The sequence below is a fragment of the Adlercreutzia agrestimuris genome, assembly GCF_943193125.1.
Classification (GTDB): Bacteria; Actinomycetota; Coriobacteriia; order Coriobacteriales; family Eggerthellaceae; genus Xiamenia; species Xiamenia agrestimuris.
The window spans coordinates 208,645-225,201 of record NZ_CALPCX010000003.1 but is presented as its reverse complement, the minus strand read 5'-3'; the positions used below and the strand labels follow the sequence as shown (position 1 = coordinate 225,201).

Here is a 16,557-nt window from a genome sequence, read left to right as displayed (position 1 = left end):
TGCTAAATATCGCGCTGCTGATAAAGACCAGCATCGTGAAACCCAACATGGCGATAATAGTGCCGTGTCCCCACTGAACTAATGACATTTATACGCTTGTAACCTGCTTCTTTGGCAAGCTCACATGCACGTTCAATAAGCGTTTTGCCCAGGCCGGTATGCTGTGCAGCTCCGTGTGCTTGATGGATTGCTGCTACTTGTCCATAGACGTGAACTTCGCGAATCATGGCTTCACCGACTTTGATGGGAAGATCTTTTTCGTACTTAGTAACAGCTTCTTGGTTTGGAAGCGAAAGCCGCAAAAAGCCTGCAATCTTGTTCTCGGGAGTCACCCACTGCAAAAATACCTCATGCGATACTGTCGTGTCATAGTGCAGCTCCTGGAGCGTGAGTTCGTCAGCTGAATCGTCAAGGCGAATTTCGCGAAAACGAATTTCTTGAATGGGCCTATGGGCAATCTGGGCACGCGTTTGGCTTTCTTTTTCAACAAGCTGTCGGAGGTTAACCTTCTTATTTCCAACCACAATATCATGAGCGGAGATATCGCGAATCATACGAGAAATGCGCAAATAGGGGGGTGTCATTAAAAGACAAGTGCTCAGTACATCAACGAGTTCTTCCTCAGTATATGGACGCCAGGTGTTGGCTTTATAACAAGCCATGAGGGGTGTGTGATCAACAAGGGCACAAGGATAGAGCTTTAGCTCATCAGGCAAGAAGGCGGAATTGTGGGTGAGGGCTTGGAAGTCTTCAATGTCAGTCTGAGGCGTTGCACCGTATAAGTTGATCATATAATGCACATGACTCTTAAAGCCAAAAAGGCGCAAAAGCTCAAAAGATTTAATGATGTGCTGATAACCTGCATGTCGGTTGTTCGCTAGGAGTATTTCATCGCGTAACGACTGGATGCCCATTTGAATCTTTGTGCAACCAAGGCGGCGAAGGATTGTGAGTGTGTGTGCATTGAGCGCATCGGGTCGCGTTTCAATAACCAATCCAACAGCACGAGAGCTTGCGTCTTCGTTGATGCGTTGTAGGGCATCAAGTTCATCTTGTGATGAGCTTTGAGAGGCACTGAGTGCTGCCCAGGGAGATTGCGAACCGTAAAGATGTACAACAGCTTCGTTGTAGGATGAGTTGCCTTGAGCAATGCGTACGGCTTCTTCGCTGCAATACTTACTGCACTCATCAGGAGTACAAGGCAACCCAGCTGCTTCGTAACGATCTCGTCTCAGTTGCATTTGCTCAACTACCCGCTCGTCGTCATCCATGTCATTGAGTGCAGAAAAAAGCTCAGACATAAACCAATACTGGTAGCTTTCCGGATAGTCTGTCCAAGTACCACCTAAGATAATGAGCTCAACCTTATCAATGACATGACCCATGTCTCGCAGCGTACGTAAGCGCGCAGCAACTTGGAGATATGGGTCAAAGTATGAGCGTTCTGCACGTTGACAAGCAGGCTCGTCAGCAAGATAACTTTTGGGCATGCGAATATCATTTGGGCAGTAAAGACAGGCATGAGCGCATGGCCAAGGCTTAGTAAGTACAGTTACCGTGGCTACACCTGATGCAGTTCTACCTGGCTTCATTCGAAGAATGCTGACGAGGCGCTTTTCTTGCTCAGGTGAAATTTCCCAGGACAGCCACTTCGCTTTGTCTGCCTTTTTCGTTGAAAGGTAATAGGGCAAAAGGTACTTTTTCGCACCAAGAGGCATGTCAGGTGTGCGTGATTTGTTGTATGCACGAATTACCTGTTCAAGACAGGCGGCATCAAAATCCTCATTTGATCTGAGGTGATCTAGTATGTTGAGAAAAAGGGTTTCCATACAGTCATAGAGTATAAAGTACAATGGTGTCATGGATAATTACAATGACCAACAAATCAATCAACTCATAAGCGCCACACAAGCTTTTTATGCGCGGCATGCCGCTTCTTTTTCTCAAACGCGACAACACAGTTGGGAGGGCTGGTTGCGCTTGGTGCCACCGTTAGAGGAACTTGCGGCGGCAAAAAATGCTGCAAGAGCGGATGATTGTGAGATTACCCTTCTTGATGTAGCGTGTGGCAATTTTCGATTCGCACGCTTTTTAGCTGATCAATTAGATCGGTATTCATGGCGTGTGTATGGCATAGATTCCTGTGATGACCTTGCTGAATATGCTCCTCAAGAGCTTGAACGGGTGCATACTACCTTTACGCACCATGATGTGATTTCTGCTCTTGTCACCAGTGACAAGCAAACGCCGAGCGGTGCTGAAAAATGGAACAACTTACCATCGCAAGAATTTGATGCGGTAGTTTGTTTTGGGTTTATGCATCATGTTCCTACATATGAGCTTCGCCAACGCTTAATGTCACTGCTTGTAGGCGCTGTTTGCCCTGGTGGAGTTGTTGCGGTTTCTTTTTGGCGCTTTTTGTCTGACCGAAAACTGGCGCTTAAAGCGGAAAAGACAACTCAGGTAGGTCAACACCATCTCAAGCTTGAAATGCACAATGAGCAAGACAAATTACTTGGCTGGCAGGCAAGTACTGAGGAGTTTCGCTATTGTCACTCGTTCGAGCATGAAGAAATTGATGCGCTTATTGCCACAGTGGCTGATCGGAGCAAGTTGATTGATCGCTATGTGGCTGATGGCAAATCAGGCTTGCTCAATGAATATGTTGTATTAAGGCGCTCGTGAGTGTTTAGACCAGGTAAAGTGCTTGGAGTTTCTCGCGTTTGCCTTGACCGAAGTGAAGAGCTTCGCTGAGGTATGCGTCCATAGAGCCATATTCGCGCTCAACTGCCTCAATAGCTCCATCCAAATAGCTGGTATAGGCGTAATAAAGTGCATCAATGTCTGCATCAAGGTGCTCTGCGATGTGATGGGAGCCGGCGAGATCTGCAAGATGGTCAACATGAGAACGTACAAACAAATTAGTAGCAAGATAGTCTGCATAGATATCATCTTTGCTAACGCCTAAAGCATATTCGGCAAGCACACTACCAAGACCTGCGCGATCCTTGCCTTCAGTGCAGTGCCAGAGCGTTGCTCCATTCTCAGCGTTGAGTAAGATATCAAGAAAACTTGCGTATGCGTGTTTGCCTTCTTCTCCAAGAAGTGCAATAGGATAGATACTCCCAATTATCGAGAAGGGGTCTTTCTGATATTGCTCTAAGAGTTCAACATCTTGGTTAAGGGTGTTCTCGTGAGTGATTCCTAGTGTTGCCATTTGAATCACGGGTAGATCATAAAAAGTTACCGTCTTCATTTTCTCGGTTGGGTCCGGATGGTGATTGCGTTCAGCGTCGGTGCGAAAATCTACTACTCGCTCAACACCTAATTCACCAACGAGCTTCTCTAAATCTTTTTCATGGGCTGCATGAAGGTCACCAGATCGAATCAAGCGATTCATTTTTATATGTCTACCATCTTGAGTGGGAAGACCGCCAAGGTCACGCGTATTGTGTAGATGGTCAAAGGTGAGATGACCAAAGTCTATAAAGCCTTCAATAGGTTTTGGGGTAGCAGGAGCTCCCGGGCGGGGAGTGCTCTTTGATTGAGAATCATGTGCTGAAAAATGAGTATTAGCTGTCATGCTTTTGCTCCTTTGATCTGGGAGGTTATGGTGTAGTACTGAAATAGCGTAGTGTTACAGAACTATTCTTGCACAGAAGCACCGTGTTAAGGTTGAGACTCATTTTCAGAGATGTAACAAAAAGGCATCTGCTCAACATTCGGTGACAGATTGCTTGCGTTCGCATCACGATTCTTTTTCGCTTTGCTGTGCTGACATGCGCAAACGTGTGGTCATGCTAGCATCAAAACAAATTTAGGAATAATTGCATGGTAGCGAGGAGGATCAATATGGCAGGCATTCCGAAGAATATGAGATCAGGACTGAGTCCTGCACAAATGCTGGCAATTGGCGGCATGTTGTTCTCTATGTTTTTTGGTGCTGGAAATCTTATTTTACCTCCGCTCTTGGGTCTTCAATCAGGTACATCATATGCTCCTGCTATGGCGGGTTTTTTGGTTGCGGGCATTGGGCTTCCTGTATTGGCTATCATTGCTTTAGCTTTATGTGGTGGTCTTCGCGAGCTTGCTGCTCGGGTGCATCCCGTATTTGCAGCCATATTTGTTGCTTTGGTATATCTCACGGTAGGGCCATTTTTGGCAATCCCTCGCAGTGCTACGACATCGTTTGAAATGGTTCGTCCTCTGTTACCTGAGAGTATGCCTTTTTCAGCTGAGGTAGCGGCGGTAATCTTTTCGATCGTCTTTTTTGGAATTGCGTTTGTTTTAGCACTTCATCCAGGAATGCTTCGCGATATTATGGGCAAGTTTAGTGCGCCACTTTTGATTGTATTGATCATCTTGCTTGTAGGTTCAGCAATCTTTGCTCCTGTCGGAGGGGCTCAAGGGCCTATGGAGCCCTATGATAGTAACGCACTTGCTGAAGGGTTTTTGAATGGATACCAAACAACCGATCTCTTAGCTGCAATGTGTTTTGGCATTGTCGTCGCGGTAAATGTTCGCGAGTCTGGTGCCGATACCCCCAGTAAGACCGTTGCTGCAATTTCTGCTGCGGGTCTTATTGCTGGCTTTTTAATGGGTGCAATTTATGTTGCTTTAGGTGTGGTTGGTGTCACTATGACAAGCACGCTTCCTGATGCAGCGAATGGCGCTACCATATTAGCAACAACAGCAGAAATGCACTTTGGGCCTGCCGGATCGGTGCTTATTGCGGCAATCTTTTTAATTGCGACACTTAATGTTTCAACAGGTTTGGTTACGTGCTGTGCCGAATACTTTCATGAAGTATGCCCGAAAATTCCGTTTCCCGGATGGGCGGCAATTTTTGCATCATTTAGTTGTCTTGTATCATTGATCGGGCTTGATTCTATCTTAAAGCTTTCAATTCCATTCTTGGATGCGCTTTATCCTCCGGCAATTATGCTTGTTTTGCTCGGCATCTTTCACACAAGAGCAGATAAGGTGAAGCTTGTCTGGCCCTGCGCCGTATTAACTACCGCCGCGATAAGCGTTTCTGTTGCAGCGCGGGATCTCTTTGCACCCACCATGTGGCTGCCAACAGATTTACTGCCCTTTGCTGATATGGGGTTTGCTTGGGTAATACCAGCGATATTGGGAATTGTGGTTGGTATTGTGCTGTCGCATAAACAGGCAAACAAAAAGCTCAGCCAAAGTTAACCTTTGACTGAGCTTAAGGACTCAAGCGTAATGCAAGGTATCGGGTTCGGTTGGAAGGTTTACTCCTTGCCGTTCCAGCAGTAGGTGCATACTTTTTCTGGATCAATGCCAATTGCATCAAGCATACCTTGAAGAGATTGGTAGCTTAATGACTCAAAGCCAAGCTCTTCGCAAATAGTGCGCAACATGCAGGCACCGCGTTCGGTGGTGGGGTCTGCATACTCGTCAAGGTGTTGCTGGCCTTCGTCACCTTCAAGCTTCTGGATGGTGCGGCGAGCAATGAGCTCCATGTCTGATTTTGAGCTTGAGAAGCTTAAATACTTGCAGCTAAACATAATAGGCGGGCATGCTGAGCGCATGTGCACTTCGGCTGCACCTGAGTCATAAAGGAAGCTAACTGTTTCACCCAGCTGTGTACCGCGTACAATGGAATCGTCTACAAATAAGAGACGCTTGCCGTTGATAAGTTCTGGAACAGGAATTTGTTTCATCTTAGCTACGCGGTTGCGAATGTCTTGGTTGCTTGGCATAAACGAACGCGGCCACGTGGGAGTATATTTGATGAATGGGCGACCAAAGGGCATCTTAGACTCGGTTGAAAAACCAATAGCGTGGGGAATACCGGAATCTGGAACACCAGCTACATAGTCAACTTCGGGCAGCATACCACGTGCTGCTTCATCGCGTGCCATAATAGCGCCATTGCGATAGCGCATGACCTCAACGTTTACATTTTCGTAGTTTGAATTGGGATAGCCGTAGTAAACCCATAAGAATGCGCAGATCTTCATTTTGTCACCCGCTGGGGCAAGTGTAGTGAATTCGTCAGCGCAGACTTTAACGATTTCTCCCGGTCCAAGCTCATATTCGTCAACGTATCCCAGTTTGTGATACGCGAAACTCTCAAAAGCAATGCAGAAACCATCTGCATCTTTGCCAATAAGGACCGGTAGGCGACCCATAGCATCGCGCGCTGCAATAATGGAGCCATCGGTATTCAAGATAAGTAAGGTGAGTGAACCCTCAATGCGCTCTTGTGCATATTTAATACCTGATACAAAGTCATCTTTTTGATTGATGAGAGCTGCTACCAACTCAGTAGTGTTTACTTTACCGGAGCTCATAGCCATAAATTGCTTTTCGCCCTCTTCGAAAAACTCTTCAACAAGCTCATCGGCGTTGTTGATGGCACCCACCGTGGTAATTCCGAAAGTGCCTAAATGGGAGCGAACAAGGAGTGGTTGCGGGTCGGTGTCGCTTATACATCCAATGCCGCTTGTGCCATGAAAACCTGGCAGATCGTCCTCGAAACGAGTACGAAATGGCACATTTTCAATTGAGTGGATTTCTCGTTGAAACCCGGTTTCTTGATCGCAGAAAATCATTCCTGCGCGACGAGTTCCAAGGTGTGAATGGTAATCAACACCAAAAAAAACGTCCAATACTACATCGCGATTTGAGACTGCTCCAAAGAATCCGCCCATATCAGATCTACTGCCTTCCGTGAGATATCGCTTTTGATCTTACGTACAAAGTATAGGCGAATTAGGCGTTAGTATGTTGTTAAGGTTACGTTAAGTATGGGTAATGTACATATTATTTCGCTTACTACAAATGAGAAACACTTTGGTAAGTAAATGGGTCATCGCACCTAAGCGTTTAGTGTGCTGTGGGACAATGGTAATAACAACTGCGTGAACAAGAGTTATGACAAAAGCACTCGGTTATTATCAAAAAAATAGTGAAAGGTGGGTACTATGACGAAGCTTGCTGCAGTAATAGTTGCGGATGGTTTTGAACCGCTTGAAGTAGTGGCGCCAGTTGATGCGCTTCGCCGCGGTGGAGTAGAGGTGGCACTCGTTTCAATCATGGAAGGAAACGATGTTCTTGGAGCCCAAAATATCACACTGCATGCTGATATGCTTATTGATCAAATTAATCTTGACGATTGCGATATGCTTATTATCCCTGGTGGCTCAAAAGGCGTTGAGAATATCATGAAGTGCGAAACGGTTCGCGAAGCACTTACCTCTTATATGCAGGCAGATAAATATGTAGGAGCAATCTGCGCAGGTCCCACCGTTTTAGCTGATTGTCGGCTCTTAATTGGACGTAAGGCAACTTGTTATCCTGGTTGTGAAGAGGTATTTCCTGAGGGTTCTTATGTAAATGATAAACAAGTAGTAGTTGACGATAACCTGATTACCGCTGATGGACCGGGTGCGGCACTTGCTTTTGGTTTGGCGTTGCTTGAGGCTCTTGCGGGTAAGGAAACTGCTGCTCAAGTTGCAAATGCAATGCTTGCTGACAAGTAGCACACATAAAAAGCGCGCTTATCAAAAAAGACAAGCGCGCTTTTGTGGTGAAGATGACGATAAACGGGGCAAACCGTTTATGTCTCATGGTTAGATTTAGATGGTTTTGCCTTTGCAATGATCAATCATGTGCTGAACAAGTTGAGCAGTCCAACCTTGCAATTTGATTTTTTTCGGAACAAGCTTGCCATCTACGAGATCTTCGTAGGAAACATTGATCCAGGCAAAACGCTTGACTTCAACTTCGCCTTCATGCGACAGACATGCTTCGACAGCTTTAAATGGATGAAGCGCTTGTTTGAGAACAGGGTTGAACATCACGCGAGGTTGCTCGTTGTCGTCAAGATAAACCACAACCGATTTGGGTGTGCCAATCTGGTTGGCAGATAAAGCAGCTGCTTCTTCATTTGCAGCGAGCGTGTCAAGCAGATCAGTCACCAACTCGTTATCTTGTTCGGTAGCCTTTTCGCAGGGTTGTGAAAGAATCTCATCATCTTTCACGATTTCCTTGATCATGAATCCTCCTTACGGTTTGTCTCGCCAACGAAGTATATCGTAACTTTGACAAGATCGCTCGGAGCATAAGTGAAATGTTATTGTATCATTGATGAACTAATTTTGCGGTCCGTATGCTCGCAAAGCTGCTGTCAGTGAGAAGAAAAGGGAGGTAGGCACAGCAATGGCAACAGTATTTCGCGTGATTAAGCGCGACATTGTTCGATTGTTAAAAGTGCCCCAAGCGTTAGTTGTTATTGGTGCGTTACTTATCCTGCCCTCGCTGTATACCTGGTACAACGTACTTGGCTTCTGGAATCCTTACGACAACACTTCTGAGTTGAAAGTGTGCGTTGCAAACTTGGATGAAGGTGGTTCTTCCGAAATAACCGGTGAGCTTGATGTGGGCGACATGATTGTCGAGAAACTGGAAGAGAATGACCAACTTGATTGGGAAATTACCAGCTACGATGATGCGATGGAGCAACTTGATGAAGGTCAATGTTATGCTGCGTTCGTCATACCTCAGAGTTTTACCTCTGATTTGCTCACCATCACCGAGGGGTCATTTGTTCAACCCGAGATAACCTATTACGTAAATGAAAAAACAGGCCCTGTTTCGCCAAAAATCACTGACGTTGGCGCAACCACCCTTGAAGAAACAATTAATGCCACATTTGTTTCAACAGTAACTGATGCCATAACTGAAGCGGTAGATTCAGCCCTTACTGATACGCAGTCAGATATTGACTCGCATGTATCTATAGCTTTGCAGCGTATTACTGATGCGCAGTCGGCAGTAACAGAAACGCAATCGTCGTTTGATTCAGTTTCAAGGAGTGCTCAGGAAGCCGCCGACAAGGTTCAAACAGCGAAAAGTGCACTTGATGATGCGGCAGCACAAATTGATGAGGCAGCTGTATTCTTGCAGGACATTCAATCTAACTGTGCACAGGTAAAAACATCATTGTCTGCGTTTTCGGCATCTTCAATGCCCTTGGTAAGTGATGTGTTGTTGCAGGCTGAGCAGGCAACACAAAAAACGAAAGAGGCTGCAGGCAAAGCTTCAAGTTCAATTACGAATGCCAAAGATGATCTTGGTGGTGTAGTTGATCACACTGCTTCAATCATTGAACAAGAGCGCGGTGTGGTTGAAAAGCTCAATGAGCTAGTTGCCGAGATTCCTGAAGATGAAGACCTTCCGGCGTTGGCAGAGGCAAAGACGCGTTTGCAAGGTGCAGTGGATGAGATTTCAGCGGCTGTAGATAAAGCACAAGAAGTACTTGATAGCGTTGAGCAAACAGGTAGCGAAATGGATACCTCGCTTGAGACGCTTTCGGGTATAACCGCATCTCTTGATGAGGCAACTAATAATGCATTTGACTCGGTTGATTCTGCGTCAAATGCGCTCTATTCCGAGCTCATTCCTCAATTACAAGGAGCGCTTGATAGCGTTTCAAACTCAGCGGCCACGCTACAAGGTGTGCTGGCGTCGCAAAACACCCTTATTGCTCAAACTAAAGGTGCACTTGACGAGTTGTCAGAGACGCTTTCTTCGGCAAGTGGAATTGTGGGCGAGACATCTCGTTTATTTGGCGGCGTAAACGAAGAGCTTGATGCTATTGCTGGTGATGTCTCAACACTTCAAAGCGTTGATATTTTTAAAGATCTCTTGGGCGAAGATGGGCTTAACGCAGAGCAGATATCTGACTATATGGGTGCGCCAACTGAGGTGGTAACTGAGTCTCTCTATCCACTCAATGCTTATGGGTCAGCTATGGCGCCTTTATTTATGAATCTGACATTTTGGATTGGTGCCATCATGCTGATTGTCATCATGCGTCAAGAAGTTGATGAGGATGGCTTTCCTGATATTACTTATACTCAAGCGTATATGGCAAGGTTTTTACTCTTTGAGTTTTTAGCCATTATTCAGGCAATTGTCTGTTGTGTCGGCGTGATGGCGATTGGTGTGCAGACCATGAATGCACCCGCGCTCTTTATAGCTGCAGCAGTCTCTTCTATGGCCTATATGTCTATCATGTTTGCCCTTTCACTTACGCTGCAACATATTGGCAAAGGTATTTGCATCGTGTTGGTATTTGCTCAGATTCCTGGAGCAACAGGTTTGTACCCTATAGAAATGACCTCAAGCTTCTTCCAGTCAGTTTATCCATTCTTCCCCTTCACGTATGGTATTAGTGCTATGCGTGAGTCAATTTGCGGTTTCTATGGCATGAATTACTTCCATGATCTGGCTATACTGCTTCTCTTTTTCGTCCTTTTCTTGATTCTAGGACTCAAGATTCGTCCGATGATAGCCAGTGCAAACTATATGACTGCGCAACAAGTGTCTCAAAGTGGCATCTTTAATGGCGAAGAAGTAAGTGCTCCTCGTAAGGGATATTCGAAGGCGCACATTCTAGAGGCATTAGCTCATCCGCTTGACTATAAGATTTCACTGGAAAAGCGTTATGAAACGCTGCAAAATTTGCGGCCTCGCTTTATCAAGGGTGCAATTATTGCAGGCTTTGCAGTACCAGTTGCACTTATGGTGGTGTTTGCGCTTACGCCTGCTGAGAAGGTATGGATTCTCACAGGAATTCTCATTTGGATGATTCTTGTCTTTGTTGTGGTCATTGTTTTGGAAAGCAAACTGTACAGCATTCAAAAGCAGCTCCAGCTTGATGAGCTTTCGCGTGATGAATTGATAACGCTTGTGGGCAAGCAGAAAACACCTGACACATCAACAAAAGGAGGTGAACACCATGCATAATATGTGGCTGTTAGCTAAAGACGACTTCAAGCGCTTGTTTAAAAATGCAATCAGCATCATTATCGTGATAGGTCTTGTGGTGCTTCCCTCTATTTTTACCTGGTATAACGTTATTGCTTGTTGGGATGTATTTGAAAACACGGGTAATTTAACCGTTGCTGTTGCCAATACCGATGAGGGATATGAGTCGGATTTGATTCCTGTGCGCATCAACGTAGGTGATCAAGTCTTAAATGCGTTGCGCGCAAACGACCAGATTGATTGGCGCATAACTGATGAGGAAGACGCTATAGATGGTGCGCGTTCAGGCAGATATTATGCAGCAGTTGTGATCCCTCAGTCTTTCTCTAAAGATATGCTTACTTTTTATGACGATGATGCTCAGCACGCCGAAATTATCTATTACACCAACCAGAAGAAAAGTGCGATAGCTCCAAAAATTACCGATCAGGGAGCCGATACCGTTTCGTATCAGGTTAATGAAGTGTTTGCTGAAACACTTTCTGAGGTGTCGCTTGCTTTGGTGCAAGGTTTTTCAAATTTTGCCGAGGACACGAATTTAGAAGGACGAATTGCAGCGTTATCTGCACATGTGCGCACTATGGCAACGCGCATTGATGATGCAGCATCGGTTCTTTCGCTCTATGCTACGTTGACTGACTCGGTTGACTCGCTCAATGACACAACATTAGGTTTGTTGCAAGCAGCAGATCAAAGCTTGAGTGATTTGACAACAACGGCACAAAATGGCGTTGCAACAATACAATCAACACTTGGACAAGTAAGCGGATCAAGCGATTCTATTACGCAATCTCTTGAGGCCGTTCAAACTCGATACGAAGAATTGGGCTCACAGATAGAAGCCTTATTTGATGAATCTGGCGCTGAAACTGGTCAGGCGTCAACGAAACTTCGTGCTGCATCTGATTTGATAACTGCACAGATTGAAGCTACGCAAGGTCGGCTTACAACTCTTCAAGAGATCGCAGAACAGCTTCCTGAGGATGCGCCAGAAAATGTTGTTGCAGCGCTTGACGGAATTACTGAGCGCATGCAAACAATTATTGATAATCAGTCTTCGATACGCGATAACCTGGTGTCTGCTGCTGACAAACTTGATGCAGGAATAAGCGATGTCACCGCTGAGCGCGAAAAAGTCAAGGCGCTCATTGACGACGCGAAGCAAAGCGCTCAAGACATCAAAACAGATTACGAGCAAAACCTTAAACCCACGCTTGACGCACTTGTAAACGATGCGCAAACTTTTTCGGCTGATTTGAATCGCGGCTTAGATGAAGCGCATGGGGCAGAGTCTGATGTTGAGGCAACGCTTGGTACTACATCTGAGTCAATGAGCACTGCTACTACCAAAATAAATGATTCGGTAGCGCGTCTTCACGAAGTATCAGACAAGATGCGTACTCTGGCTGATCGTATTGACGATGCGCTTGTTGCAGGAGACACGTCTACCTTGCAGGAGTTATTCACAAGCGACATAGAAACGCTTTCTTTAGCACTAGCGGCACCTGTTGGAGTGCAACGAGAGGCAGTTTTTCCTGTTGAGAACTTTGGTTCAGCAATGACGCCGCTGTATACGTCGCTTGCAATATTTATCGGATCACTTCTCATTATGGTTGCTATTAAGCCACATCCGCTGAAAGAGCAGGTAGCGCTTTTGCGCAATCCTAAGCCGCGTCAGCTTTTCCTGGGGCACTTTGCCATTGTGGCCTTTATATCGCTTTTGCAAACAACATTGATGGGTCTTGGCAATATCTTCTTCTTGCAGGTGCAGGCGGTACACCCCTGGTTGCTGATGATTTGTTTCTGGGTGTCAGGTCTTGTATTGGCGTTTTTGATTTACTCGCTGGTGGCAGCATTCGCCAATCTGGGAAAAGCTATTACGGTTTTGCTTTTGATTGTGCAGGTAACAGGGTGTGGGGGGTCATTCCCGCTTCAGCTTTTGCCCTGGTTTGTGCAAGCTATTTCGCCTTATCTTCCGCTAACTCATGTAGTAAATGCTATGCGAGCAGCCATGATGGGAACTTATGGCAATGATTTTTGGATACAAATTGGTCAACTCTGCCTATTTTTGATACCTGCGGCACTGATAGGGCTTGTGCTTCGTAAACCATTGTCGAAGTTTATGGAGTGGTATGTGGAAAAGGTTGAATCAACCAAGTTGATTGGTTAGTGCTGAGTGAAGTGTGTGTATTCGGGCGGTAAGTGGTAATCGTCAGCTGAAAAAACATAACTAGTTTTTTGTATGAAACACGGCAGAGGTATGCAATTTTTGCATAGCTTGTACCGTGTTTTCATTTTTTGCGATGCTCAGTTTTTACTTCTTATAAGCGGGATGGTTTTTGTTCTCTTAACCTTTTTGTGCACATGCACAAAAAGTTATACTTATGGTCTTCCAAGCGAGGGTTGTTAAGACCGTGCCAAGTAATCGCTTAGGAGGGAAGGGTTGGGTCTTGTTGACCCGAAGTGACGCATAAGCGTCAACATAACGAACAGAAAGGTAGTTATATGAGCGGTGATAACGTAGTGCTCGCGCGTAATACCGAGAACGCTCCCATTAGTCCTCTGTATTCGCAAACTGTAGCTTTTTCTCACTACAACAACCTGTCCGCCCAACTTCCCATTGACCCCAAAACGGGCGAAATTGTAGCCGGTGGTGTGCGTGAGCAGGCTGATCAGTGCTTCGCCAACATTAAGGCAATTGTGGAAAGCATTGACCATTCACTCAATGACGTTGTTCGTGTAACGGTATTTGTTCGCGATATCATGGATTTGGCTGAAGTTGATGATTCGTTTGTAACATTCTTCACCAATCATGTTCCCACTCGCACTAACGTCTGTGTTGCTGGTTTGCCGCGCGACGCTCGCGTGATGGTGGAAGCGCTGATTACCAATGGCGAAGGCACTATCCCGAATGCTCCGCAAGCAGGCGATCTGCTGAAGTATGTGAACAATACTCACAATGCTCCTTACAGCGCGCTTTCTTCGCAATCAGTTGCATTCTCACACTACAACAACATTACGGCACAGTTGCCGATCGATCCGGTTTCTAACCAGGTAGTACCTGGTGACACTGCTGATCAAGCTGCGCAGTGCCTCAAGAACATCAAGGCTGTACTTACTGCCATGGATGTACCTTTTGACGACATCGTGAAGGTTACTATCTTCTTGAAGGATCTCGCTGATGCTGATGCAGTTGATGAGACCTATAAGCGTTTCTTCCCGGATTCGGGTATTGCTCGCGCAGTAGGCTATATGCCTGCTCGCACGATTGCTAAGGTAGACGATTTGCCAATGCATGCAAATGTTCAAATTGAAGCTGTCGTTTCTCATGGTGACGGTACTCCGCCTCAGGCTGTTGAGGATCGTCATGGTCTGATCATCGAAGCAAATAACACCGATGCTGCACCGAAGTGTCCTTTTGCTACACAGACCGTTGCGTTCTCGCACTACAACAACGTAGGCGCTCAGCTTCCGATTGATCCTGCAACTGGAAACTTTGTTGCTGGTGGCGTAAAAGAGCAGACCGCTCAGTGCCTCAAGAACATCAAGGCAATTATCGAGAGCGTTGATCACAGCATGGCTGATGCTGTTAAAATCAATGTGTATCTCAAAGACATTGCTGATATTGATGCAATGAATGAAGCCTACAAAGAGTTCTTCCCCGAGGGAACGCCTGCACGTCGTGTAATTGCTACTGGTGCTAACCCCATGGATGCATTGGTGCAAATTGAAGCTATCTTTGGCAATGCTGAAGGTACGCCTCCCATCGTGTAAGCTTAAAAAGAACTAAAGGCTAAAGCCTCACTTTGAGGATTTCAATGGTCTAATCGGCACGAACAAAAATGATCACAGATCGAAAAAGCGCCCATAACGGGCGCTTTTTTGTGAGTGCCGGATGCGTGGCTTTGACCTGGGAATTTGGCGTAAGTGTGTTTGCTGAGCTGGTATGCGCCATAAGCTGCTCTGTGAGGTTCGAGTCTCCCGGTGATAAAATTAGCAATAAAACACCAAACTTTGGCAGGAAAAGTGTCCGATTAGGCAGATTGGGGTTCAAAGTGGCTGGAAAAGTGGCCGATTAGGTGGGTCACCCTTCAAAAACCGCCTAATCGCGCACATTCCCTGCCACACTTCGCCAAAAACCGCCAAAAATTAGTTCAGCGCTGTAATAAATATAGGAGCAATTTTGATTTGACCAGGCGATATGCAAAAACCACTCAAAACTTCACGAACACAATACTCGGTAAAGCGCGCTTAGGAGTGTAGAGCGAGTGACTATTGCGCATACTTTCGCTGGAAGATAACAGTGAGCACAAGGCTTACAAGCACTAAAACAGCTGCAACCATGAAAGCGGGCTGATATGTTGAAGTTACGGCGAAGATGCCACTCATTATCTGAGGTCCTAAAATCCCAGCAGCTGAAAACGCAATGAAGAGCACCCCGTAGTTAACCGAGTTGTGTGCTCGACCAAACTGCTCGGCGCAAAACGCAGGATAGACAGACATAGTGGAGCCATAACCAAACCCAATGAGGCAAAGTCCTATATAAAAGACGACCGCATTGCCCGGTGAGACAAAGATTAAACCTAAAAGCCCAACGAGCATGCCAGCGAAGATAATTCGAAGCGTTGCAATAACGCCAAGGCGGTCACAGACAAAACCAGAGACAAGTCGGCCACACGTATTAAAGAGTGCAAGCACTGAAACAGCAAGGGCTGCATCAGAAACTGAAAAACCAACAAGACCCTGAGCGATGGGGCTTGCCTGAGATATGATCATAAGTCCAGAAAACGCTGAACATAAAAGCATCGCGAACATCAGATAAAACTGAGGGGTATGAACCATCTGTTTCCAGGTGTAGTTATTTTCGTACTCAGATGCTAGACGGGTTGATGTTTTAGAAACTTCATATGACGAAGTGGTTTCTGAACCATCAGATGCAAACTTTAATCCTGGATAGTAGCGCAGGGGAGGAGCTTGCACACGCAATGAGACGAGTGCTATAAGAATAAACATTGCCACGCCAAGTGCTTGAAAGGCAAATGTGATGGAGACTGCCTCAATAAGTAAGTTGGCAATAATGGGCATAAATACCGAGCTCAGCCCATAAAAAGTAGTAATAATGCCACCTGCGGTTCCGGGTTTATCAGGATAGCTTTTGACGGCGTTTGACAACAAAGAGCCATATACCAATCCTTCTCCAAGTCCCAAACAAACACCGTAGGTAAGCATCAACATGAGCGGACTTGTGGCGAAACCGCTGGCGAACATGCCGCCGCCAAACAAAACGCTTCCAACAAGTACGACATGTTTTGGACCGAGCTTGTCGTTGATGATTCCACCAAAGATCATCATAAGTGTGCTCATGATGGTAGTAATAGTAAAGACTGCGGATAGATCTGGGGTGGGGATGTTTTGTGTGAGCGCAAAATGCTCAGCCATGGGGGTAGAAAATACGCTCCATGAATAGATTGATCCTACACACAAGTTTGCAACGCATGAGGCTATCAGGATGGCATTGCGCTTTTTTGTGAACTGTTCGTTGGTGCAGTTGTTGATCTGCGCGATGCGATTGCTGGACATTGCTTGACATCCTTTTCTTGAAGCTTGCAGCTTGTTGTATGAGGTGAATCCCGCTCTTTGTGAAAGCCTTGGCTTGCAGCGAAAGTTTCACTTCACATACATGCTCCGAAACAGCATAAAAGTTGTTTTATACTTGCGCAAGAGCCGGCATTATCCGACTTATTTATATCG

Annotated in this window: 11 protein-coding genes; 6 read left to right on the top strand and 5 right to left on the bottom strand. The window is 45.8% G+C overall.

What is annotated here, in order from left to right:
* Positions 1-2: 2 nt before the first annotated feature.
* Positions 3-1,829 carry an elongator complex protein 3 gene (locus NFR28_RS06580; RefSeq protein WP_251179038.1) on the bottom strand — a complete coding sequence of 609 codons (1,827 nt, stop codon included), beginning with the start codon at positions 1,827-1,829 and terminating at the stop codon, positions 3-5.
* A gap of 31 nt (positions 1,830-1,860) precedes the next feature.
* On the opposite strand from NFR28_RS06580, the gene NFR28_RS06575 reads away from it, so the two are divergent.
* A complete protein-coding gene (locus tag NFR28_RS06575; RefSeq protein WP_251179037.1) occupies positions 1,861-2,685 on the top strand; it encodes a class I SAM-dependent methyltransferase in 825 nt (274 codons plus the stop codon).
* Positions 2,686-2,689: 4 nt separating this feature from the next.
* On the opposite strand, the gene NFR28_RS06570 is transcribed toward NFR28_RS06575, so the two are convergent.
* The gene (locus NFR28_RS06570; protein WP_251179036.1) at positions 2,690-3,583 is read right to left on the bottom strand and encodes a tyrosine-protein phosphatase; all 894 of its coding nucleotides are present in this window, start codon (positions 3,581-3,583) and stop codon (positions 2,690-2,692) included.
* 269 nt (positions 3,584-3,852) lie between these two features.
* Between NFR28_RS06570 and brnQ the strand changes: the two genes are divergently transcribed.
* Positions 3,853-5,199, top strand: coding sequence for a branched-chain amino acid transport system II carrier protein (gene brnQ, locus NFR28_RS06565; RefSeq protein ID WP_251179035.1), 1,347 nt, complete (start codon positions 3,853-3,855; stop codon positions 5,197-5,199).
* A 59-nt stretch (positions 5,200-5,258) separates the two neighbouring features.
* Here brnQ and NFR28_RS06560 read toward each other — a convergent pair whose 3' ends face one another.
* Complete coding sequence (locus tag NFR28_RS06560) at positions 5,259-6,683, bottom strand: amidophosphoribosyltransferase (protein WP_251179034.1); 1,425 nt, start codon at positions 6,681-6,683, stop codon at positions 5,259-5,261.
* Positions 6,684-6,956: 273 nt separating this feature from the next.
* Here NFR28_RS06560 and NFR28_RS06555 point away from each other — a divergent pair, with 273 nt between their 5' ends.
* Positions 6,957-7,514 carry a DJ-1 family glyoxalase III gene (locus tag NFR28_RS06555; RefSeq protein WP_251179033.1) on the top strand — a complete coding sequence of 186 codons (558 nt, stop codon included), beginning with the start codon at positions 6,957-6,959 and terminating at the stop codon, positions 7,512-7,514.
* A gap of 96 nt (positions 7,515-7,610) precedes the next feature.
* Here NFR28_RS06555 and NFR28_RS06550 read toward each other — a convergent pair whose 3' ends face one another.
* A complete protein-coding gene (locus NFR28_RS06550) occupies positions 7,611-8,030 on the bottom strand; it encodes a peptide deformylase (protein ID WP_251179032.1) in 420 nt (139 codons plus the stop codon).
* A 163-nt stretch (positions 8,031-8,193) separates the two neighbouring features.
* Here NFR28_RS06550 and NFR28_RS06545 point away from each other — a divergent pair, with 163 nt between their 5' ends.
* From NFR28_RS06545 to NFR28_RS06535, 3 genes are all read left to right on the top strand, one after another.
* Positions 8,194-10,785 carry a YhgE/Pip domain-containing protein gene (locus tag NFR28_RS06545; RefSeq protein WP_251179031.1) on the top strand — a complete coding sequence of 864 codons (2,592 nt, stop codon included), beginning with the start codon at positions 8,194-8,196 and terminating at the stop codon, positions 10,783-10,785.
* A complete protein-coding gene (locus tag NFR28_RS06540) occupies positions 10,778-12,976 on the top strand; it encodes a YhgE/Pip domain-containing protein (RefSeq protein ID WP_251179030.1) in 2,199 nt (732 codons plus the stop codon). Before NFR28_RS06545 ends, NFR28_RS06540 begins: the two co-directional genes overlap by 8 nt.
* Positions 12,977-13,311: 335 nt before the next feature.
* A complete protein-coding gene (locus NFR28_RS06535) occupies positions 13,312-14,580 on the top strand; it encodes a RidA family protein (RefSeq protein ID WP_251179029.1) in 1,269 nt (422 codons plus the stop codon).
* A 498-nt stretch (positions 14,581-15,078) separates the two neighbouring features.
* On the opposite strand, the gene NFR28_RS06530 is transcribed toward NFR28_RS06535, so the two are convergent.
* Complete coding sequence (locus tag NFR28_RS06530) at positions 15,079-16,386, bottom strand: L-lactate MFS transporter (RefSeq protein WP_251179028.1); 1,308 nt, start codon at positions 16,384-16,386, stop codon at positions 15,079-15,081.
* Positions 16,387-16,557 lie beyond the last annotated feature (171 nt).

Excerpts from the sequence above, each read along its gene's own strand:
- NFR28_RS06580 (WP_251179038.1), bottom strand. The coding sequence starts at position 1,829 with ATGGAAACCCTTTTTCTCAACATACTAGATCACCTCAGATCAAATGAG.
- NFR28_RS06575 (WP_251179037.1), top strand. The coding sequence starts at position 1,861 with ATGGATAATTACAATGACCAACAAATCAATCAACTCATAAGCGCCACA.
- NFR28_RS06570 (WP_251179036.1), bottom strand. The coding sequence starts at position 3,583 with ATGACAGCTAATACTCATTTTTCAGCACATGATTCTCAATCAAAGAGC.
- brnQ (WP_251179035.1), top strand. The coding sequence starts at position 3,853 with ATGGCAGGCATTCCGAAGAATATGAGATCAGGACTGAGTCCTGCACAA.
- NFR28_RS06560 (WP_251179034.1), bottom strand. The coding sequence starts at position 6,683 with ATGGGCGGATTCTTTGGAGCAGTCTCAAATCGCGATGTAGTATTGGAC.
- NFR28_RS06555 (WP_251179033.1), top strand. The coding sequence starts at position 6,957 with ATGACGAAGCTTGCTGCAGTAATAGTTGCGGATGGTTTTGAACCGCTT.
- NFR28_RS06550 (WP_251179032.1), bottom strand. The coding sequence starts at position 8,030 with ATGATCAAGGAAATCGTGAAAGATGATGAGATTCTTTCACAACCCTGC.
- NFR28_RS06545 (WP_251179031.1), top strand. The coding sequence starts at position 8,194 with ATGGCAACAGTATTTCGCGTGATTAAGCGCGACATTGTTCGATTGTTA.
- NFR28_RS06540 (WP_251179030.1), top strand. The coding sequence starts at position 10,778 with ATGCATAATATGTGGCTGTTAGCTAAAGACGACTTCAAGCGCTTGTTT.
- NFR28_RS06535 (WP_251179029.1), top strand. The coding sequence starts at position 13,312 with ATGAGCGGTGATAACGTAGTGCTCGCGCGTAATACCGAGAACGCTCCC.
- NFR28_RS06530 (WP_251179028.1), bottom strand. The coding sequence starts at position 16,386 with ATGTCCAGCAATCGCATCGCGCAGATCAACAACTGCACCAACGAACAG.